The following is an 18,760-nucleotide window of genomic DNA, read 5'->3' as shown; positions in this document are numbered from 1 at the left end:
ATCGGCCTTGAGGGTCAGGTGCAGGCCGGGCAGCCTGTCGGAAAGGGGGGGCGGCTGCTTCAGCGCGGTGAAGTTGCGTTCTTCCTTCTCGCCCTTCACCGGATCGACCGCGATGTAGACGCCGGAGACCAGGGTTTCCAGGCCGGTGACGCCAGCCAGGGAAACCCGCGGCTTGACCAGCCAGAAGCGGGTACCCTTGCTCAGGTACTGGCGCGCCTCCTTGTCCATTTCGATGGTGGCCACCACGCCCTTGATATCTTCGCTGACATCCAGCGCGACGACCTTGCCGACCGCGATGCCCTTGTACAGCACCTCGGTCTTCTTCGCCTGGATGCCATCGCTGCTCTCGAAGCGCACCTGGATCAACACCCCTGCCTGGTCGTAGGCGCGCCAGCCCAGCCAGGCCCCGATAGCCAGGGCCACCAGCGGCAGCACCCAGATCGCCGACCAGTTCGAGGTCTTGTGTTTCTTCGGGCTTGGCAAATCACTCATTCTCGTCGTCCAGATTGGTGTTGTCCCAGATAAGCCGGGGGTCGAACGTCACGGCGGCGAGCATGGTGAGCACCACCACGCTGGCGAAGGCGGCGGCGCCGAGGTTGGCCTCGATGCTCGCCAGGTTGCCGAAATTCACCAGCGCCACGAGGATGGCGATGACGAAGATATCGAGCATCGACCAGCGCCCGACCCATTCGATGAAGCGGTACATCATGATTCGCTGGCGGGCCGACATCGGCTGGTGCCGCTGCACCGAATAGAGCAGCAGGGCGATGCCGACCAGCTTGAAGGTGGGGACGACGATACTGGCGACGAACACCACCAGGGCGATGGGAAGCATGTCGGCCTGGATCAGGGTCACGACCCCGCCCATGATGGTCGCCGGGGAGCCCTTGCCGAGCATGTTGACGGTCATGATCGGCAACAGGTTGGCGGGAACGTAGAGAATCATCGCCGAGATCAGCAACGCCCAGGTACGGGCGATGCTGCTCGGCCGCCGAGGATGCAGCTTCGCGCCGCAGCGACTGCAACGCGGATGCTCGTTCCCGTCGGCGCGATTCAACTGGTGGCACTCGCCGCAGACCAGAATGCCGGCATCGATCGCACGCATTGTCGTTCTCCAGGATCTCTGCCGGGACGGTGATGGTTTGTCGTCGTCCAGCACGGCGGCCAACCTGTGCCTTGCCCGGCAGGGAATGGGCACGGGGAAACCACCTGTCGGGGGAGGCTGCCGTCGGAAGACGATTCTGTTCGGGGCGTTACAGCGATGGCATGGGTTCGGCCACTCACGCGCATCAGTTGTCCGCTCGGCTCGATCTGGCCAGGCTGGGCCGGACTCGCTATTCATGCCGCTTGGACGACGATCGAGCGCTGGGATCGCATGATGCTTATATAGTTCACATGAGTCAATATTGTCTCATGTGTTTTTCACCATCGCGCTATACGGAGCCAAGCGGCGATCCTGCCAGGGAGGCATCATGGCATTCGCCACGGAAGGAAGGACCCCCGGAGAGATTGTGGCGCGCCTCCTGTCTCATGCCGATGCAAGTGGCGGTATCGGACGAGAATCCCTCGACACCGAGAAGCGGCTTTTCCGCGTCCAGGCATGGGACGATAGGAGCGCTCGGGTAGTCCTGGATCGATACTCGCTTTGCTCATTCGGGGTACAGGCAGGAACACCGGCGGGCCTCTTCCGGGGCTCCTCCAGTGTCCTGCTGCACACCTCTGAGGCTTCGATATCCTCCGAACCTCGTCTTTGCCCGGTTCCTCTTTCAGTCAATCGCCGCCCGCGTCTCAACCCCGTCCACCAACCGCGCAATCCCCAATGGGTTGCCATCCTTCAGCGCTTCCGGCAGCCACGCGTCCGGGTAGTTCTGGTAGCACACCGGGCGCAGGAAACGCTCGATGGCCAGGGTGCCCACCGAGGTGCCTCGGGCGTCCGAGGTGGCCGGGTACGGACCGCCGTGGACCATCGCGTCGCAGACTTCCACGCCGGTCGGATAGCCGTTGAGCAGCAGGCGCCCTGCCTTCTGTTCCAGGAGCGGTACCAGGTCGGCGAAGGACGCCAGGTCTTCCGCTTCGGCGATCAGGGTCGCGGTGAGCTGCCCGTGCAGCCCATGCAGCGCGCGCTTCAGTTCGGCGTGGTCGGCGACCTCGACGACCACGCTGGCCGGGCCGAAGACTTCTTCCTGCAGCAACTCGTCGCCCTCCAGCAGCAGGCTGACGTCCGCCTGGAACAGTTGCGGCCGGGCCTGGCGGCCCTCCTGCGGTTGCCCGGCGAGATGGCGGACGCGCGGGTGGGCGTGCAGCGCCGCCAGGCCTTTTTCATAGCTGGCCAGCGTGCCGGCGTTGAGCATGGTCTGCGCCGGCTGGTCGTCCATGCGGGCGGCGAAGCGTTCGAGGAACGCCGAGAATTGCGCAGAGCGGATGCCGATGACCAGGCCCGGATTGGTACAGAACTGGCCGCAGCCGAGTACCACCGAGGCGCTCAGTTCGTCGGCCACGGCCTCGCCGCGCTTCTTCAGCGCCGCCGGCAGCAGCACCACCGGGTTGATGCTGCTCATCTCGGCGAACACCGGGATCGGTTGCGCCCGGGCGGCCGCCATGTCGCAGAGGGCGCGGCCGCCCTTCAGCGAACCGGTGAAGCCGACCGCCTGGATCGCGGGGTGGCGGACCAGCCGCTCCCCTACTCCGCCGCCGTAGATCATGTTGAACACGCCCGCCGGCATGCCGGTGCGCTCGGCCGCGCGGAGGATCGCTGCGGCGACCCGTTCGGCGGTGGCCATGTGTCCGCTGTGCGCCTTGAACACCACCGGGCAGCCGGCGGCCAGGGCCGCGGCGGTATCGCCGCCGGCGGTGGAGAACGCCAGGGGGAAGTTGCTCGCGCCGAACACCGCCACCGGACCGAGGCCGATCCGGCACTGGCGCAGGTCGACTCGTGGCAGCGGCTTGCGTTCGGGCCGGGCGCGGTCGATGCGCGCGCCATGGAAGTCGCCGCGCCGCAGGACTTCGGCGAACAGGCGCAGCTGGCCGCTGGTGCGGCTGCGTTCGCCGTGGATGCGCGTGGCCGGTAGCGCGGTTTCACGGCAGACGATGGCGACGAAATCATCGTCCAGTGCGTCGAGTTCGGCGGCGATGGTATCGAGGAATTCCGCGCGGCGGCTGGCCGGCAGTTGCCGGTAGTGCGGGTAGGCGCTGGCGGCGGCTTCGGCGGCGGCGTCCACTTCTTCCGGGGTGGCTTGCACGAAGCGGTACGGCAGCGCCTCACCGCTGGCGGCGTCGAGGCTTTGCAGGAAGAGCGTGCCGGCCGCGCTGCGGGCGCCGCCGATGTAGTTGTGTCCGAGGATGGCTGTCATGTCGACCTCATGCAGGAGAAGCCCCGCCGAGGATGGTCGGCGGGGTTGGAGCCAGGGGCTCCGCAGGAATGAAGAAGTCCGTGCCACGGCCCTCTCGTGAAGGTCTCGCCCATGCACGGCGGCGGAACTCAGAGCGCTACCACCCGCCCCGGCGTCAGTGCGGTCTCGACGGCGGCGATGCCATTGCGCAGCGGCGCGCCGAACTCGGCCATGGTGATCTCGAAGACATCCCCCGGCATCGCCTTGATCCCGTCGGCGAAGGACAGCGTGGCGGTACCGAAGTAATGCACGTGGACGTCGCCCGGACGGAGGAACTGCGCGTACTTGAAATGGTGGTACTCGAGGTTCTCCAGGCTGTGGCACATGTTGTCCTCGCCGGAAAGGAACGCCTGCTGCCAGAGCACTTCGCCGTCGCGCAGGATCCGGCTCTCGCCCTGCAGGTGGCGCGGCAGTTCGCCGACTCGCAGCTCCGGCCCGTAGCAGCAGGCGCGTAGCTTGGAATGCGCCAGGTACAGGTAGTTGCGGCGCTCCATCAGGTGGTCGGAGAACTCATTGCCCAGGGCGTAGCCGAGCCGGTAAGGCCGGCGGTCATCGCCGATCAGGTAGAGCCCGACCAGCTCCGGTTCCTCGCCGGCGTCCTCGGCGAAGGCCGGTAGCGGGAAGTCCGCGCCGGGGCGCACGACGATGCCGCCGTCGCCCTTGTAGAACCATTCGGGCTGCGCGCCGACCTGACCCGCCGGTGGCTTGCCGCCCTCCAGGCCCCACCTGAAGATGCGCATGGTGTCGGTCAGCGCGGCCTCGTCGCCCTGGTTCTGCTGGTGCATGCGGTCGCGCGTCGCGGCGCTGCCCAGGTGGGTCAGGCCGGTGCCACTGACCAGGCAATGGGCCGGGTCTTCATGATCCAGCGGCGGCAGCACCCTTCCCTCCTCCAGCAACCCGGCATAGTCCGGGCCTGGCTCGCTGCCTCGGCGCAGCACCTCGTCGTGCAGGCCGATGCCCGCGCGAATCGCCGCCAGCCCCAGTTCGCGCGTGCTGCGCACGCCGCGCAGCACCTGTATCCCGGCGCCTTCGACGACGCCGACCCGGCGCTGCCCTGCCCGGTCCTCGAATTGAATCAGCCGCATCTCGGCTCCTCCTGTGGGCTCCGACTATCACTCGATGATGATGAAATCCTTGAGGTGCTCTTCGGATATCTCCAGGCCCAGGCCGGGCTTGTGGTCGTCCAGCTGGATATAGCCGTCGACCGGCTGCGGCTCGCCCTTGAACACGTAGTAGAACAGCTCGTTGCCGACCTCGACGTCGAACACCGGGAAGAACTCGGCCATCGGCGAGGCGGTGCTGGCCATGGTCAGGTGATAGTTGTGCAACTGTCCGGCGTGCGGGATCACCGGCACCGACCAGGCCTCGGCCATGGCGTTGATCTTGCGCGCGGCGGTGATCCCGCCGACGCGGTTGGTGTCGTACTGGATGACGTCCACCGCGCGGCGCTCCAGCAGGTCCTTGAAGCCGTGGCCGGTGAATTCGTGCTCGCCGCCGGAGATCGGCATGATCCCCATCTTCTTCAGCTCGACGTAGCCCTCGATGTCATCGGCGATCACCGGCTCCTCCAGCCAGCGTGGTTCGAACTCGGCGAGCTTCGGCAGCATCCGCCGGGCGTATTCCAGGGTCCAGCCCATGTAGCATTCGAGCATGATGTCGATGTCCGGCCCGGCCAGTTCGCGTAGCGCGCGGACCTGCTCGATGTTCCTGCGCATGCCCGTCGGGCCGTCCTTGGGGCCATAGCCGAAGCGCATCTTCAGCGCGGTGAAGCCCTGGTTCAGGTAGCCCTGGGCCTCTTCGAGGAAGGCGTCGAGGTTGTCGTTGGCGTAGAGCTTCGAGGCGTAGGTCCAGATCTTCTCCTTGGTGCGGCCGCCGAGCAGCTTGAACACCGGCTTGTTCACCGCCTTGCCCATGATGTCCCAGATCGCCAGGTCCACCGCCGAGATGGCTGCCATGCCGATGCCCTTGCGGCCCCAGGCGTGGGTGCGGCGATACATCTTCTGCCAGATGTACTCGTTGTCGAACGGGTCTTCGCCGATGCAGATCGGCGCCAGGTAGAGGTCGACGATTTCCTTCGCCACGCGCGGCGCCAGGGCGCAGTTGCCGATGCCGACGAGGCCGTCGTCGGTCTCGATCTCCACCACCAGCCAGCCGTGGAAGCGGAACGAACCCATGGCGTCTCCCTTCTCGAACAGGATGTCGCTGGCATTGGTGCAGAAGTGCGCCTGCGGCGGGACGACCTTGCCCTTCCATTCGAAGACGCGGGTACGGACGGATTTGATTTTCATGTCGCAGCTCCTATCGGTGCGTAGTGTGGGTCAGCCGGCCTGCCGCGCTCGCAGCGGGACGGACGGCGATCCGGAGGTCTTCAGCCGGGCCAGCAGGCAGGCGCCGAGCAGGCCGACGGCGGCCAGGGCGAACATGCCGGCGCGCGGGTCGGCGAACTGGCTTTCCATGAGGGTCTTGAGGTTCGGCGCGACGAAGCCGCCGAGGTTGCCCAGGGAGTTGATCAGGGCGATGCCGCTGGCCGCGGCCGCACCGCTCAGGTAACCGGTGGGAAGGGTCCAGAACAGCGGCTGCACCGAGACGAAGCCGGACGCGGCGAAGCAGAAGGCGATCACCGCCAGGCCCAGGTTGCCGGCCAGCGCCGAGGCGGCGATGCCGGCTGCGGCCATGCCCAGCATGGCCACCGCGAGCTGGCGGTGCAGGCCGCTGCGATCGGCCTGGCGGGTCACCAGGCGCGTTACCACCAGGGCGCAGACCCAGGGAATCGCGGTGATCAGGCCTACGTTCAGGCCGACCTGGCCGTCGAGGAAGCTGGCGATGCGGGTCGGCAGGTAGAACACCACGCCGTACACGCTCATCTGGATGGTGAAGTAGACCAGGCAGAACTTCAGCACCTGGCCGCTGCGCAGGGCGCTGAGGAAGCCGTGCGGGCCGCGTGCCTGTTTGCGGGTGTCTTCTTCGGCCAGCTCGCCTTCCAGCGCCCGCTTCTGCTCGTCGCTCAGCCAGCCGGCATCGCGCGGGCGGTCGACCAGGTAGAAGTAGGCGGCAATGCCGACCAGCGAGGCCAGCAGTCCCTCGGTGACGAACAGCCACTGCCAGTTGGCCAGGCCGAAGATGCCGTGGAACTCCAGCAGCCAGCCGGACAGCGGACCGCCCAGCACCAGCGCCAGCGGCAGGCCGAAATAGAACAGGCCGAGCGCCTGGGCACGGCTGCGCTGCGGGAACCAGTAGGTGAGGTAGAGGATGATGCCGGGGAAGAAGCCCGCCTCGGCGACGCCCAGCAGGAAGCGCAGGACATAGAAAGTCATGGCGTCGTCGGCGAACATCATCGCCGCCGAGACCAGGCCCCAGGTGACCATGATCCTGCACAGCCAGACCCTGGCGCCGAGGCGGTGCAGCATCAGGTTGCTGGGTACCTCGAAGCAGGCATAGCCGATGAAGAAGATGCTCGCGCCGAACGCGAAGGCGGCATCGCCGAGGCCGGTGTCGGCTTGCAGGAAGGCCCGCGCGTAACCGACGTTGGCCCGGTCGATGAAAGCCAGTACATACATCAGGACCAGGAAAGGCAGGAGCCGCAGGCGGCTGGTGGCGATCGCCGAGGACAGCAGCCTGGCGTGGTCGTTCATGGCGCTCATGGAGGGCTTCCTTCTTGTTGTTGTTGTTCGACGCGGAGGCGGCATGGCCGCTTGCGTTGGGCCGACTGTAGCCAGGCCGCTCCCGCGCGGATAATCACTTCTGCGCATTCATCGATAACCCCAGGCAATACCTTTTCACCAATCAGCCAATCGCCGGTTATCGGGCAGCAGCGAGAGCGGCCCTGCGCTCAGAGCAGCGGCAGGGAATACGAGAGGATCAGGCGGTTCTCGTCGACATCGGCGGCATGGTTGGACCGCAGCATGGCGTTGCGCCAACGCAGGCCGAGGTTCTTCAGCGGGCCGCTCTGGATCACGTAGGCGACGTCCACGTCGCGTTCCCAGGCGCGGCCGTCGTCCATCGCCTTCGTCCGGGCATGGGCGCCGCTGGCGTAGCGGGCCATGGCGGTCAGCCCGGGAATGCCCAGGGCGACGAAGTCGTAGTCGTAGCGCAGTTGCCAGGAGCGCTCGCCGGCGCTGGTGAAGTTGCGCACCTGGATGTCGTTGACCAACGGCGTGCTGGTGCCGGCGACGTAGAGCATCCCGTCGTCGCCGTACATGCGCTGGTAGCCGGCGCCAAGGCTGTGGCCGCCGCGGGTCGCGCTGAAGAAACCGGTCAGCGCGCGATTGTCCAGTTCGCCGAGCTTCGCGGCACCTTCGTCGCGCGTGTCGAAGAGCCCGACGCTGGCGCCCAGGCGCCAGCCGCCGAAGCTCTGCTTGTGGCTCAAGCTGTAGTAGTCCTGCCGGTAGATGTCTTGCAGTCGCGCCTGCCACAGCCCGACCTGGCTGCGCTCGGCATTGAAGCGGTACTCCGCGCCCATGTAGTCGAAACGGTCGGAGAACGCCCCGCCGCGCCCATCCACCGAGAGGTCCTGGTGGTCGCTGGAGTTGCGCTGGCTGAGCGAACGCATCTGCCCGCCATGCAGGGTCAGGCCGGCGATTTCCCTGGAGGTCAGCATGCCGCCCTGGAAGGTCTGTGGCAGCAGGCGGCCGTCGTTGCGCAGGAGGATTGGCAGTTCCGGCAGCAGTTCGCCGAGTTTCAGCTCGGTATTCGACAGCTTCAGCTTCGGCGCCACGCCCAGTCGCGCGTAGTCGTCCGCTGCGCGTCCGTCGGCGTGGCGTGGCAGCAGCCCGGAGCCGGCACGATCAGGGCTGCTGTCGAGCTTCAGGCCGAGCTGGCCGATCAGCTCGACGCCCAGGCCCAGGGTGCCCTGGGTATAGCCGGATTTTGCCTGTAGGAGAAAGCCTTGGGCCCACTCCTCCTGCTTCGACTGCGCCGCGCCGGGCTGGCGGAAGTCGCGATTGAAATAGAGATTGCGCAGGCCGAGGCTGACGCTGGCGTCTTCGATAAAGCCCTCGGCGCCGGCGAGCGACGGCAGGCCGGCCAGCAGGACCGGGGCGAGCGAGGCGGATTTCAGCAGGTTCGGAGCGGAACGGGTCATTGTTGTTTTTCCTTTTCCCAGGCCGAAGCGAGCCGTGGAGCGCTGCGGCTCCAGGCGATGTGTCTCTCGTCGAAGGTGCGACGCCTCCTGCCCCGCCGCGACGGTACAGGGAGGCGCCAGGGAGCGCGTTACGAAGGTGCGGCGCTCTGGTTGTCGCGTCGCATGCAGGCGATCAGGCTTTGCGCCTGCCCATCCGGCAGGCGATCTCGAACGCCTGGCGGGTGGCGCCGACGTCGGCCCTTCCCTGCCCGGCGATATCGAAGGCGGTACCGTGGGCCGGCGTAGCGATGGGGATCGGCAGGCCGCCCTGGACGGTCACGCCGCGGGAGAAGCCCATCAGTTTGATCGCGATCTGCCCCTGGTCGTGGTACATGGTCACCACCGCGTCGAAGGCACGGGCGTCGCCCTGCACTTTGAGGAAAATGGTGTCGGCGGGATACGGGCCGTCGGCGGCGATCCCCTGTTCGCGCGCCTTCTGCACCGCCGGAGCGATGATGTCCAGCTCCTCGCGGCCGAAGCTGCCGTTGTCGCCGTTGTGCGGGTTCAGTCCGCAGACGCCGATGCGCGGCCGCGCCAGGCCGCTGCGGCGCAGCGCGTCGTCGATCAGGCGGATCGCCTCCCCTACCCGCTCCTGGCTGAGCAGGCCCGGCACCTCGGCCAGGGCTACGTGGGAGGTCACCCGCGAGGTCCAGAGGTCGTCGAGGACGTTGAACTCGCAGAACGGGCCGCCGAACCCCAGGCGCTCGGCGAACCAGTGCAACTCGTCGCTGTGGTCCATGCCGGCCATGTGCAGCGAGGTCTTGTTCAGCGGGCCGAAGAGGATCGCGTCGGTCCTGCCGCTGCGGGTCAGTTCGAGGGCCAGCGCGAGGGTTTCCAGGCTGTAGCGGCCACCGACGGCGCTCGCTTCGCTGCGTGGGAACTCGTCCCCGCCCTGGCTGAGCCAGGGATGCAGCAGTGGCGTGGCGTCGGCGAAATCCAGGGTCTCCAGCGCGTCGATGCGCCGGTAGGGGAATTCGCAGCCGGCGATGCGCATGCCGCGGCGCATTTCCGCTTCGTCGGCGATCAGCACGATGTGCGCCTTCTCGCGCACCTCGGTGTCGGCCAGCAGGCGGGCGATCAGTTCCGGGCCGATGCCGGCCGGATCGCCCAGGACCATGGCCAGTCGCGGTAGGGATGGAGCGTTCATGGGGAAGTCCTCGGGTCGAGCGACGCCTGCTGCAGGCGCACGGTGTCGGGTACGGTGCGGTAGATGCGCCGCGCGTTGCTATGGAAAAGCCGTTCCTGGTCGGCGTACGGCAGGTCGGCGACGATGCGTTTGAAACCGCCATAGATGTCGTCGAACGAGCCGCACAGGCTGTCCACCGGGAAGTTGCTGGCGAACATCGCCCGCTCGACGCCGAACAGGGCGATGCTTTCGCGGACGATCCAGGCGTTGTCCTCGACGCTCCAGCGCCGGCCGGCCTGGCCGATGCCGGAGATCTTCAACGCCACGTTGGGGCATTCGGCGAAGCGCGCCATGGCCCGTTGCCAGGCGGCCAGCCCCTCCTCGCTGCGATCGGACGGCAGGCCGGCGTGGTTGAGCACGATCAGCGTATCGGGGAAGTCGCGCGCCAGGCATGCGGCCTCGGCGAGGTTCCACCAGGGTGTCTGCAGGTCGAAGTGCAGGCCGTGCCGGGCCAGCTCGGCATAGCCGCGACGCCAGCGCTCGTCGCTCATCAGGCTGCGCAGCTCGCCGACCTGTTGCGGGCGTTGCGGACCGCCGGGCTTGTGGCGGACGCTGCGGACCCGTGCGAAGCCCGCCTGCGCCGCCAGCACCTCGGCGGCGTCCGGCGCGTCCAGCCAGGCCTGCGCCACCACTGCGTGGGGCGCGCCATGGCGTTCGGCGAGGTGATGCACGAAGCGGGTTTCGCCGAGCGGATCGCGCGGGTCCCACTCGGTTTCCACGTAGACCGTCTCGACCACCCGGTGTGCGCCGACGTCGCCGAAGTAGTCCGCCGGCAGGTAGCGGCGCTTGATCGCGCTGTAGTCGCCGTAGCGGAACGGAATCTTGGCGTCCTCCGCGAGCCAGGGGTGGTAGTTCGCCTGCGGGTCCCAGAAATGATGATGGGCGTCGACGATCGGCCCGTCGTACAGCTCAGCCATGCTTTGCCTCGGTCTTGTCCAGGGAAATCAGCAGGGTGCCGGCGATGAAGGCTGCCGAGCAGAGGGCGAAGAAGCCCAGCACCGCGGCATATCCGCCCAGGTGTTGCAGCAGCAGCCCGACCAGGATCGGCACGGCGATGCCGCCGAGGCTGCCGGCCATGTTCATCACCCCGCCGACCAGGCCGACCCGGGCCGGAGTGGCGAGCAAGGCCGGAAAGCTCCAGTACAGGCTGCCCCACATCAGGAAGAAGGCGGTCAGCGCCAGCAGGGTCACGGCGGCATAGGCATCTTCCAGGCTCGGCAACAGCAGGAAGGCGACCAGCGCCGCGAGGCCCGAGACCGTCAGCAGGCCCTTGGCCGCCAGGCCGCGGCGCACGCCCTTGCGGATCAACAGGTCGCAGAGGAAGCCGCCGACCAGGGAACCGACGGCGCCGCAGAGGAAGATGACGAAGGTCGCGGCGCCGATACCCTTGATATCGAAGCCGCGCGCCTGCGCCAGGTAGCTAGGACCCCAGGTCAGCAGGCCGAAGAACACCATGGCCCAACTGGCGCGGCCGAGGACGATACCGACCAGGGAGCGGCCGGCGATGCCCAGTCTTCCGCCGGCCTGGCAGTCCGCTTCGGCGAGCGGGGTGGTGCGGTCGGCGTTGATCCGGTCCAGCTCGGCGGCGTTGACCCCGGGATGCTCGGCCGGGTCGTCGCGCAGGTAGTGCCAGGCCAGCCAGGCCATGGCCAGGGTGGCGATGCCGGCGATGAAGAAGGCGCTGCGCCAGGAGCCGAGCACGGCGATCAGGTAGGCGATGACCAGTCCGCCGAGAGCGACGCCCAGCGGCCCTCCGCAGTCCATCAGCACGGCGCCGCGGCTGCGTTCGCTGGAGCCCAGCCACAGCGAGTTGAGCTTGCCGCCGGAGGGGAACAGCGGCGCTTCCGCCGCGCCCAGGGCGACCCGGGCGAACATCAGCGACAGGCCGCCGCTGGCGAAGGCCGCGAGGGTCTGGAAGGCTCCCCAGAGGCCGGTGGACCAGCCGATCACCCGGCGCGGGCCGTAGCGGTCGATCAGCCAGCCGCCGGGAATCTGCAACAGCGCGTAGGCCCAGAAGAAGCTGCTGAGGATCAGCCCCTGCATGCTCGGCGTGAGCTGGAATTCACCGGCGATGGTGGGCATGGCGATGGACAGCGAGACCCGGTCGACCAGGTTGATCACCGTCAGGGCGAAGACGATGGCGAAGATGCGCCAGCGGACGTTGCTGGGTTTTGCGGCAGTGGCCTTGTCCTGGGCAGGATCAGCCTGGAGCACGGCAGTCTGTGCCTGAGCCATGGGTCGTACCTCTTTTATTGTTGTTCTTGTGCTGCGGAACTGGGTTGGCAGGTCCGGCAGGCCCACTATCCGGCTTTCCATCGATAACCGTCTAATCAAAGCTGCTCATACGGCCATTTCCTACGGTTATCGCCCCAGATGTCCGACATCCGCTTCCACTCATAACCCCAGGCTATCGGTGTATGCCTTATTTTGAGTGGACGCTTATCGGTGCGCTTCGCACACTCCGCTCTACCCATAACAACAATGACAACCAGAGGTCCTCCATGCGTACCGCATATGCGCGCTCCGTCCCCTCCTTCCTGGCCGCTTGCGCCCTGCTCTGCTGCACCGCCCTGCCCGCCCTGGCGGCTGCCTGGAAACCCGAAGAGAACCTGGAGATCGTCGTCGCCGGCGGTCCCGGTGGCGGCACCGACCAACTCGCCCGCCTGGTCCAGTCGGCGATCAGCCAGAACAAGCTGCTCGACGTCAACACCGTGGTGCTGAACAAGGGCGGCGGCAACGGCGCCGAAGCCTTCCTCGACCTGAAGCTGGCCAAGGGCAACGCGCACAAGCTGGTGATCGGCACCAACAATGTCTACCTGTTGCCGCTGGTGGCCCGGCTGGGCTACCAATGGACCGACCTGACGCCGGTGGCGGCGGTGGCCGAGGACGACTTCATCCTCTGGACCTACCAGGCGGCGCCGTGGGCGGACGCCGCGGCGTTCCTCGCCGATCTGAAGAAGGACGCGACAGGCATGCGCTTCGGCGGCAGCCAGTCGAAGGACGTCGACCAGACTCTAAGCCTGCTGCTCGGCAAGCAGGTCGGCGGCAAGCTGACCTACATCCCCTTCAAGAGCGGCAGCGAGGCGTCCATCCAGTTGGCCGGCAGGCACATCGCCGCCAACCTCAACAACCCGGCGGAAAGCCTCAGCCAGTGGCGCGGCGGCCAGGTCCGGCCGCTCTGCGTGTTCAGCCACGAGCGCATGATCTACACCGCCAAGGTTGTTGCCGAGCAGTCCTGGGCGGACATCCCCACCTGCCACGAACAGGGCCTGGGCATCGACCAGTACCGCTTCCCGCGCACCGTGTTCCTGCCCGGCGGAGTCAGCGACGAGCAGCGCGCCTTCTACGTCGAGTTGATGCGCAAGGTCAGCCAGACCGCCGAGTTCAGGGACTATGTCGAACGCTCGGCGCTGGCGCCGACCTTCCTCGCTGGCGAAGACCTGGTGAGCTACATCGAGAAGGACCGCCAGCGCGTCATCCCGCTGTTCCAGGAAGCCGGCTGGCTTCGCCAGTAACCCGCGTAGCGCGACCAGGAGACGAACATGTCCAGCTCATCCAATGCGCCGCTGGTCCCCACCCGCTGGGTGGAGATCGGCCTGGCGCTGTTCACCGCCGCGCTCGGCGCGATCGTCATGTACGGCAGCCAGGATATCGGCATCGGCTGGGGCGACAGCGGCCCCGAGGCCGGCTATTTCCCCTTCTACATCGGCCTGCTGCTGAGCGCCGCCAGCCTCGGCAACCTGCTCATGGCCCTGTGCCGCTGGCGGGCGCTGGGTACCTCGTTCGTCGCCCGCGCGGCCTTTCGCCGGGTGCTTGCGGTGTTCCTGCCGATCGCCGCCTACGTGGCGGCCATGCCGTTCGCCGGGATCTACCTCGCCTCCGCGTTGTTCATCGCCTGGTTCATGTGGCGCGACCGCAGCCGCGACAAACCCTACGGCGTGCCGCTGATCGTCACGCTGTCCTGCGGCGCGGCGCTGGCCAGCTACCTGGTCTTCGCCGTCTGGTTCAAGGTGCCGCTGGATGCCGGAATACTGGCCGACCTCGCGGCCTTCGTCGGGAGCGCCAGGCCATGAGCGAATTCGATTCCCTGATGCAGGGCATGAGCCTGGTCCTCAGCGCCCATCACCTCGGCCTGATGGTGATCGGCGTGCTGCTCGGCATCCTGGTCGGCGTGCTGCCGGGCCTCGGTGCGCCGAACGGGGTGGCGCTGCTGCTGCCGCTGACCTTCAGCATGTCGCCGGTGTCGGCGATCATCCTGCTTTCCTGCATGTACTGGGGCGCGTTGTTCGGCGGCTCGATCACCTCGATCCTGTTCAACATCCCCGGCGAGCCCTCGTCGGTGGCCACCACCTTCGACGGCTACCCGATGGCGCGCAACGGCCAGGCCGGCGAAGCGCTGACCGCCGCCTTCACCTCGGCGCTCCTCGGGGCGCTGGTCGGCGTGCTGCTGCTGACCTTCCTGTCCACCCATATCGCTCGCTTCGCCCTGGCGTTCAGCTCGCCCGAGTTCTTCGCCGTCTACCTGCTGGCGTTCTGCACCTTCATCGGCATGAGCCGCAACCCGCCATTGAAGACCCTGGTGGCGATGACCATCGGCTTCGCCATGGCCGCCGTGGGCATGGATACCGTGTCCGGCGACCTGCGCCTGACCTTCGACCAGCCCTGGCTGCTTTCCGGGCTGAGTTTCGAGGTGGCGGTGATCGGCCTGTTCGGCATCGGCGAGATCCTCTGCACGGTGGAGGAAGGCCTGGTGTTTCGCGGCGAGCGCGCACGCATCACGCCGATGGTGATCCTGCGTACCTGGGCCAAGCTGCCGCGCTACTGGCTGACCTGGCTGCGCAGCGCGCTGGTCGGCTGCTGGATGGGCGTCACTCCGGGCGGCCCCACCGCAGCCTCGTTCATGAGCTACAGCCTGGCGCGGCGCTTCTCGAAGAACCGCGAGAACTTCGGCAAGGGCGAGGTGGAAGGCGTGATCGCTCCGGAGACTGCCGACCATAGCGCCGGCACCAGCGCCCTGCTGCCGATGCTGACGCTCGGCATCCCCGGCTCGGCGACCGCCGCGGTGATGCTCGGTGGCCTGATGATCTGGGGGCTGCATCCCGGGCCGACGCTGTTCGTCGAACAACACGACTTCGTCTGGGGCCTGATCGCCAGCATGTACCTGGGCAACGTGGTCAGCCTGATCGTGGTACTGGCGACCGTACCGCTGTTCGCCTCGATCCTGCGGATTCCGTTCGCCATCGTCGCGCCGATCATCGTCATGGTCTGCGCCATCGGGGCCTACTCGGTGCACAATGCCATGCTCGACGTGGTCCTGATGCTGCTGTTCGGCGCGCTCGGCTACCTGTTCAAGAAACTCGGCTACCCCATCGCCCCGCTGGTGCTCGCCGCGGTGCTCGGCGACAAGGCCGAGGACGCGTTCCGCCAGTCGATGCTGTTCTCCGACGGGCAACTCTCGGTGTTCTGGTCCAACCCGCTGGTGGCCAGCCTGACCGGCGCGGCGCTGGCGATGCTGCTCTGGCCGTTGCTGGCGCGGTGCGCCGGGGCGCTGTTCCGGCGTGGCCGGCGGAGTCTCCGGCATGCCGCCTGAGCCTGCGTCTGGCGGCGGGGTGGATTTCTTGTCACCCTGGGTCTCCCCGCCGCCAGCGAGATACGCCATGTCCCGGATTCCCGACGCCAGCATCATCCACAGCCGCCTGCGCCTGCGCCAGTTGCGCCTGATGCTGGCCCTGGAGGAACTCGGCTCGCTGCGCCGCGCCGCCGACGAGATCGGCATGACCCAGCCGGCGGCGACCAAGATGCTCCATGAGGCCGAAGACCTGCTCGGCGTCGAGTTGTTCGAGCGCTTGCCGCGCGGCATGCGCGCGACGCCTTTCGGCGAGACGCTGATCTATTACTCGCGGATGATCTTCGCCGAGCTGTCCGGGATGCGCGAGGAACTGGTTGCCCTGGAATCCGGCAACCTCGGCCGGGTCACCGTCGGAGCGATCCCGGCGCTGGCCTCGAGCCTGCTGACGCGCACCATCGCCACCCTGAAGCAGAGTCATCCACGGCTGTCGATGAGCATCCAGGTGGACACCAGCGACGTGCTGGTCCAGGCCCTGCAACAGGACCAACTGGACGTGGTGCTCGGACGCATCCCCAGCGGCGCGCGCACCGACGACCTGGTGTTCGACAGCCTCGGCGAGGAAGAACTCTGCGTGGTGGTCGGCGCGCAGAACCCGTTGTCGCAGGCACGCAAGCTGGACTGGGGCGAGTTGCAGGAGCTGACCTGGGTGTTGCAGCAGCACCCCAGCCCGATGCGCGGGATCGTCAACCAGGCCTTCCACAATGCGCGCATCGACCTGCCGAGCAGTATCGTCGAGACCACCTCGATCATGACCCTGCTCTCCCTGCTGCAACAGACCGACATGATCGGCATCACTCCACGCTCGGTGATCGAGGACTACCCGGGCAAGCACCTGCTGGCGATCCTGCCGATCCAGCTGGAGCCGCGCCTGCCGCCCTACGGCCTGATCACCCGACGCAACCGGGTCCACTCCTCGGCCATGCAGACCTTCATGGCCAGCGTACATGCCGAACAGGCGCGGCACCTGGCGAAGTGAGCGGCACTAGCACAAATGAGCTAATAGCCGCGAGCCGGCTGGACCTCTAACATCCTGCGGCATTTCAACGGAGTGAATGCCATGCCCTCGATCAAGCCCTTCGGTCTCGCCCTGCTCGTCCTCGGTCTCAGCGCCTGCGCCTCCCTCGGTCAGTCGGGGAATCGCGACAACGAGGTCAAGGTCGCCGCGCAGAAGCTCATCGGCCAGCCCGCCGGCAAGGCCTTCGAACTGTTCGGCAAGCCCGACCAGGGCCTCGGCCCTTCGTCCTACGGTAGCGGCGGCTTCTACGCCTGGAACCGCGTGCGGACCCACATGGGGCCGGACAAGGTCTTCATACAGACCGGCACCGAGTACGTCGGCCAGCGCGAGACCTGGGTCGGCGTCGGTGGCCAGGGGGTCGCCGGCATGGCGCCGGTGAGTAGCGAGGCGGTCTATCGCAAGACCGGCTACTACGAGAACGAGACCATCCTCGACTATTTCTGCAGCATCACCCTGTACACCGACAGCCGGGACATCATCACCAACGCCAGCGTGATCGACTGCCGGGACAGCCGCTGACGGGGCCGCCGGGCCCCGGCCTTCCTTCTCGACGACGAACCCCCGACGCGGAAGCCCTGCGGATCATGGCGTTACGCTATCGTTTTTTATTTCCTTGAATCCTTGTTTTCATACCTCTTATTTCGTCTGGAAATAAGATAGATCGATTCATTCTTTTCTCCCGACCCTTGGCCCCTGCCAAACTCCCTTCGCCACGGGATACCCCCGCGCCGACATGGCGGCATTCCCATCCGGAATGTCCGCCCCACATTGCAAGGCCCTGATCGTCGATCGCGGCCGACAAGGAGCTGGAACTTTCATGAAGAAACTCCCCGCCATCACCGCCCTCGCTCTCGCCCTGATCTCCGGCCTGGCCCAGGCCGACCGCCTGGAGGACATCCGCAAGGCCGGCGTATTGCGCGTCGCGTCCTTCGACAGCAACCCGCCGTTCGGTTTCGTCGACGCCAAGAGCAAGCAGATCGAAGGCCTCGACGTCGACTATGCCAAGGCCCTGGCCGACAAGCTGGGCGTCCGGCTGCAAGTGCTGCCGACCAACCCGGCCAACCGCATCCCGCTGCTGACGGCGAACAAGGTCGACCTGGTCCTGGCCAACTTCACCATCACCCCGGAGCGTGCGCAGCAGGTGGACTTCAGCATCCCCTACTTCTCCTCCGGCCAGCAGTTCATCGTCAAGAAAGGCACCCTGACCTCGCCGGAAGTCCTCAACAAGTGGCGGGTCGGCGTGGACAAGGGCACGGTCAACGAAGGCGTGCTGCGCGAGAAGTTCCCCGGCGCCAAGGTCATCGCCTACGACGACACGCCCTTCGCTTTCACCGCCCTGCGCAACGGCCAGGTCCAGGCCATCACCCAGGACGGTCCGAAGCTGATCGGCCTGCTGGCCAACGTGCCCGACCGCGACAAGTACGAAGTGCCGCCCTTCACCATTTCCAACGACCTGATCGGCGTCGGTATTCCCAAGGGCGAGAAGGCCCTGACCGAGTTCGTCGACAAGAGCCTGCGCGAGCTGGAGCAGGACGGCCAGGCGCAGAAGATCTACGACACCTGGTTCGGTCCGCAGACCAAGACCCCGCTGGCGCGCCTGTACAAGATCGGCGACAAGAGCTGAGCGGCCCGCTTCGCCCGCACGACCCGCGCGCCTCACTTCGCTGAGGCGCGTTTTTCGTTCTACCCGACGGAATCCCGCACATGTTCGGCGAACTTCTCGCCCCGCAGTACCTGCGCTGGTTGCTCGACGGCTTCCTGCTGACCCTCGGTCTTGCCCTGCTCAGTTGCCTGCTCGCCACCCTGATCGGCGCCCCCCTGGCCATCGCCCGGCTGTCGCGCCGGCACCTGCTGTCCTGGCCGGCGCGCGCCTACCTGGCGCTGTTCCGCAATACCCCGCTGCTGGTGCAGCTGTTCTTCTGGTACTTCGGCGTTCCCGCGCTGCTGCCGGAGGCGCTGGTGAGCTGGCTGAACACGCCGCACGAGACGCCCTTGCTCGACTGGCCGTCCTTCGAGTTCCTCGCCGGTGCCTGGGGGCTGACCCTCTATACCTCGGCTTTCGTCGCCGAGGAGTTCCGCGCCGGCATCGCCTCGGTACGCCCCGAGCAGCGCGCCGCCGGCCTCGCCCTGGGGCTGACCCAGCGCCAGGTATGGCGCGTGGTGGTGCTGCCGCAGGCCCTGCGCACGGCTCTGCCGCCGCTGCTCGGGCAGTACATGAATGCGCTGAAGAACTCCTCGCTGGCGATGGCCATCGGCCTGGCCGAGCTGTCCTACGCTTCGCGCCAGGTGGAAACCGAGACCTTCAAGACCTTCCAGGCCTTCGGCATCGCCACCCTTCTCTACATCGGCGCCATCGCCCTGATCGAAGCCTTCGGCCAGGCGTTGCAGCAGACCCGCCGCTACCGCCAGGGAGGTGCCTGAG

The 18,760-nt window shown here is 67.1% G+C and carries 17 protein-coding genes; 7 read left to right on the top strand and 10 right to left on the bottom strand.

Annotation, left to right across the window (positions count from 1 at the left end):
* The 10 genes from HMPREF2914_RS11745 to HMPREF2914_RS11700 all read right to left on the bottom strand — a co-directional run.
* Positions 1 to 492: MlaD family protein (locus HMPREF2914_RS11745; RefSeq protein WP_139148133.1), on the bottom strand; the 492-nt coding region annotated here is incomplete at its 3' end.
* A complete protein-coding gene (locus tag HMPREF2914_RS11740; protein WP_003132056.1) occupies positions 485 to 1,105 on the bottom strand; it encodes a paraquat-inducible protein A in 621 nt (206 codons plus the stop codon). The genes HMPREF2914_RS11745 and HMPREF2914_RS11740, both read right to left, overlap by 8 nt.
* A 661-nt stretch (positions 1,106 to 1,766) precedes the next feature.
* Entirely contained in the window at positions 1,767 to 3,350 is a 1,584-nt protein-coding gene (locus HMPREF2914_RS11735; protein WP_023091829.1) for an aldehyde dehydrogenase (NADP(+)), read from the bottom strand.
* Between the two features lie 128 nt (positions 3,351 to 3,478).
* Complete coding sequence (gene araD1, locus HMPREF2914_RS11730; RefSeq protein WP_023091830.1) at positions 3,479 to 4,474, bottom strand: AraD1 family protein; 996 nt, start codon at positions 4,472 to 4,474, stop codon at positions 3,479 to 3,481.
* A gap of 27 nt (positions 4,475 to 4,501) precedes the next feature.
* Complete coding sequence (locus HMPREF2914_RS11725) at positions 4,502 to 5,677, bottom strand: L-lyxonate dehydratase (protein WP_003113703.1); 1,176 nt, start codon at positions 5,675 to 5,677, stop codon at positions 4,502 to 4,504.
* A gap of 30 nt (positions 5,678 to 5,707) precedes the next feature.
* A complete protein-coding gene (locus tag HMPREF2914_RS11720) occupies positions 5,708 to 7,030 on the bottom strand; it encodes an MFS transporter (RefSeq protein WP_023091831.1) in 1,323 nt (440 codons plus the stop codon).
* A gap of 188 nt (positions 7,031 to 7,218) precedes the next feature.
* Positions 7,219 to 8,469 (bottom strand): OprD family porin, encoded by a 1,251-nt coding sequence (locus tag HMPREF2914_RS11715; protein WP_023091832.1) that lies wholly within the window; start codon positions 8,467 to 8,469, stop codon positions 7,219 to 7,221.
* A 172-nt stretch (positions 8,470 to 8,641) separates the two neighbouring features.
* Entirely contained in the window at positions 8,642 to 9,655 is a 1,014-nt protein-coding gene (locus HMPREF2914_RS11710) for a 4-hydroxythreonine-4-phosphate dehydrogenase PdxA (RefSeq protein WP_003123450.1), read from the bottom strand.
* Positions 9,652 to 10,611, bottom strand: a complete 960-nt coding sequence (locus HMPREF2914_RS11705; RefSeq protein ID WP_003159110.1) for an amidohydrolase family protein — start codon at positions 10,609 to 10,611, stop codon at positions 9,652 to 9,654. The genes HMPREF2914_RS11710 and HMPREF2914_RS11705 overlap by 4 nt, the downstream gene beginning before the upstream one ends.
* The gene (locus HMPREF2914_RS11700) at positions 10,604 to 11,929 is read right to left on the bottom strand and encodes an MFS transporter (protein ID WP_003113698.1); all 1,326 of its coding nucleotides are present in this window, start codon (positions 11,927 to 11,929) and stop codon (positions 10,604 to 10,606) included. Before HMPREF2914_RS11700 ends, HMPREF2914_RS11705 begins: the two co-directional genes overlap by 8 nt.
* Before the next feature lie 266 nt (positions 11,930 to 12,195).
* On the opposite strand from HMPREF2914_RS11700, the gene HMPREF2914_RS11695 reads away from it, so the two are divergent.
* The 7 genes from HMPREF2914_RS11695 to HMPREF2914_RS11665 all read left to right on the top strand — a co-directional run bounded on the left by HMPREF2914_RS11695 (position 12,196) and on the right by HMPREF2914_RS11665 (position 18,759).
* On the top strand, positions 12,196 to 13,209 hold the full coding sequence (locus HMPREF2914_RS11695; RefSeq protein ID WP_023091833.1) for a Bug family tripartite tricarboxylate transporter substrate binding protein: 1,014 nt from the start codon (positions 12,196 to 12,198) through the stop codon (positions 13,207 to 13,209).
* Between the two features lie 27 nt (positions 13,210 to 13,236).
* Positions 13,237 to 13,767, top strand: a complete 531-nt coding sequence (locus HMPREF2914_RS11690) for a tripartite tricarboxylate transporter TctB family protein (RefSeq protein ID WP_023091834.1) — start codon at positions 13,237 to 13,239, stop codon at positions 13,765 to 13,767.
* A complete protein-coding gene (locus HMPREF2914_RS11685) occupies positions 13,764 to 15,284 on the top strand; it encodes a tripartite tricarboxylate transporter permease (protein WP_023091835.1) in 1,521 nt (506 codons plus the stop codon). Before HMPREF2914_RS11690 ends, HMPREF2914_RS11685 begins: the two co-directional genes overlap by 4 nt.
* Positions 15,285 to 15,351: 67 nt before the next feature.
* Entirely contained in the window at positions 15,352 to 16,299 is a 948-nt protein-coding gene (locus tag HMPREF2914_RS11680; protein WP_003089050.1) for a LysR family transcriptional regulator, read from the top strand.
* Positions 16,300 to 16,380: 81 nt separating this feature from the next.
* Positions 16,381 to 16,857 carry a hypothetical protein gene (locus tag HMPREF2914_RS11675; RefSeq protein WP_003089049.1) on the top strand — a complete coding sequence of 159 codons (477 nt, stop codon included), beginning with the start codon at positions 16,381 to 16,383 and terminating at the stop codon, positions 16,855 to 16,857.
* A gap of 298 nt (positions 16,858 to 17,155) precedes the next feature.
* Positions 17,156 to 17,962 carry an ABC transporter substrate-binding protein gene (locus HMPREF2914_RS11670; RefSeq protein WP_003089047.1) on the top strand — a complete coding sequence of 269 codons (807 nt, stop codon included), beginning with the start codon at positions 17,156 to 17,158 and terminating at the stop codon, positions 17,960 to 17,962.
* An 80-nt stretch (positions 17,963 to 18,042) separates the two neighbouring features.
* On the top strand, positions 18,043 to 18,759 hold the full coding sequence (locus HMPREF2914_RS11665) for an amino acid ABC transporter permease (protein WP_003162806.1): 717 nt from the start codon (positions 18,043 to 18,045) through the stop codon (positions 18,757 to 18,759).
* Position 18,760 lies beyond the last annotated feature (1 nt).

The sequence above is a fragment of the Pseudomonas sp. HMSC067G02 genome (assembly GCF_001813485.1).
GTDB classification, from domain to species: domain Bacteria; phylum Pseudomonadota; class Gammaproteobacteria; order Pseudomonadales; family Pseudomonadaceae; genus Pseudomonas; species Pseudomonas aeruginosa.
Note: the sequence above shows the minus strand (reverse complement) of the source record. Positions and strands in the feature narration are given on the sequence as shown.

What these genes read in the sequence shown, in the direction of transcription:
- HMPREF2914_RS11740 (WP_003132056.1), bottom strand. Translation starts at nt 1,105, where the DNA reads ATGCGTGCGATCGATGCCGGCATTCTGGTCTGCGGCGAGTGCCACCAG.
- HMPREF2914_RS11735 (WP_023091829.1), bottom strand. Translation starts at nt 3,350, where the DNA reads ATGACAGCCATCCTCGGACACAACTACATCGGCGGCGCCCGCAGCGCG.
- araD1 (WP_023091830.1), bottom strand. Translation starts at nt 4,474, where the DNA reads ATGCGGCTGATTCAATTCGAGGACCGGGCAGGGCAGCGCCGGGTCGGC.
- HMPREF2914_RS11725 (WP_003113703.1), bottom strand. Translation starts at nt 5,677, where the DNA reads ATGAAAATCAAATCCGTCCGTACCCGCGTCTTCGAATGGAAGGGCAAG.
- HMPREF2914_RS11720 (WP_023091831.1), bottom strand. Translation starts at nt 7,030, where the DNA reads ATGAGCGCCATGAACGACCACGCCAGGCTGCTGTCCTCGGCGATCGCC.
- HMPREF2914_RS11715 (WP_023091832.1), bottom strand. Translation starts at nt 8,469, where the DNA reads ATGACCCGTTCCGCTCCGAACCTGCTGAAATCCGCCTCGCTCGCCCCG.
- HMPREF2914_RS11710 (WP_003123450.1), bottom strand. Translation starts at nt 9,655, where the DNA reads ATGAACGCTCCATCCCTACCGCGACTGGCCATGGTCCTGGGCGATCCG.
- HMPREF2914_RS11705 (WP_003159110.1), bottom strand. Translation starts at nt 10,611, where the DNA reads ATGGCTGAGCTGTACGACGGGCCGATCGTCGACGCCCATCATCATTTC.
- HMPREF2914_RS11700 (WP_003113698.1), bottom strand. Translation starts at nt 11,929, where the DNA reads ATGGCTCAGGCACAGACTGCCGTGCTCCAGGCTGATCCTGCCCAGGAC.
- HMPREF2914_RS11695 (WP_023091833.1), top strand. Translation starts at nt 12,196, where the DNA reads ATGCGTACCGCATATGCGCGCTCCGTCCCCTCCTTCCTGGCCGCTTGC.
- HMPREF2914_RS11690 (WP_023091834.1), top strand. Translation starts at nt 13,237, where the DNA reads ATGTCCAGCTCATCCAATGCGCCGCTGGTCCCCACCCGCTGGGTGGAG.
- HMPREF2914_RS11685 (WP_023091835.1), top strand. Translation starts at nt 13,764, where the DNA reads ATGAGCGAATTCGATTCCCTGATGCAGGGCATGAGCCTGGTCCTCAGC.
- HMPREF2914_RS11680 (WP_003089050.1), top strand. Translation starts at nt 15,352, where the DNA reads ATGTCCCGGATTCCCGACGCCAGCATCATCCACAGCCGCCTGCGCCTG.
- HMPREF2914_RS11675 (WP_003089049.1), top strand. Translation starts at nt 16,381, where the DNA reads ATGCCCTCGATCAAGCCCTTCGGTCTCGCCCTGCTCGTCCTCGGTCTC.
- HMPREF2914_RS11670 (WP_003089047.1), top strand. Translation starts at nt 17,156, where the DNA reads ATGAAGAAACTCCCCGCCATCACCGCCCTCGCTCTCGCCCTGATCTCC.
- HMPREF2914_RS11665 (WP_003162806.1), top strand. Translation starts at nt 18,043, where the DNA reads ATGTTCGGCGAACTTCTCGCCCCGCAGTACCTGCGCTGGTTGCTCGAC.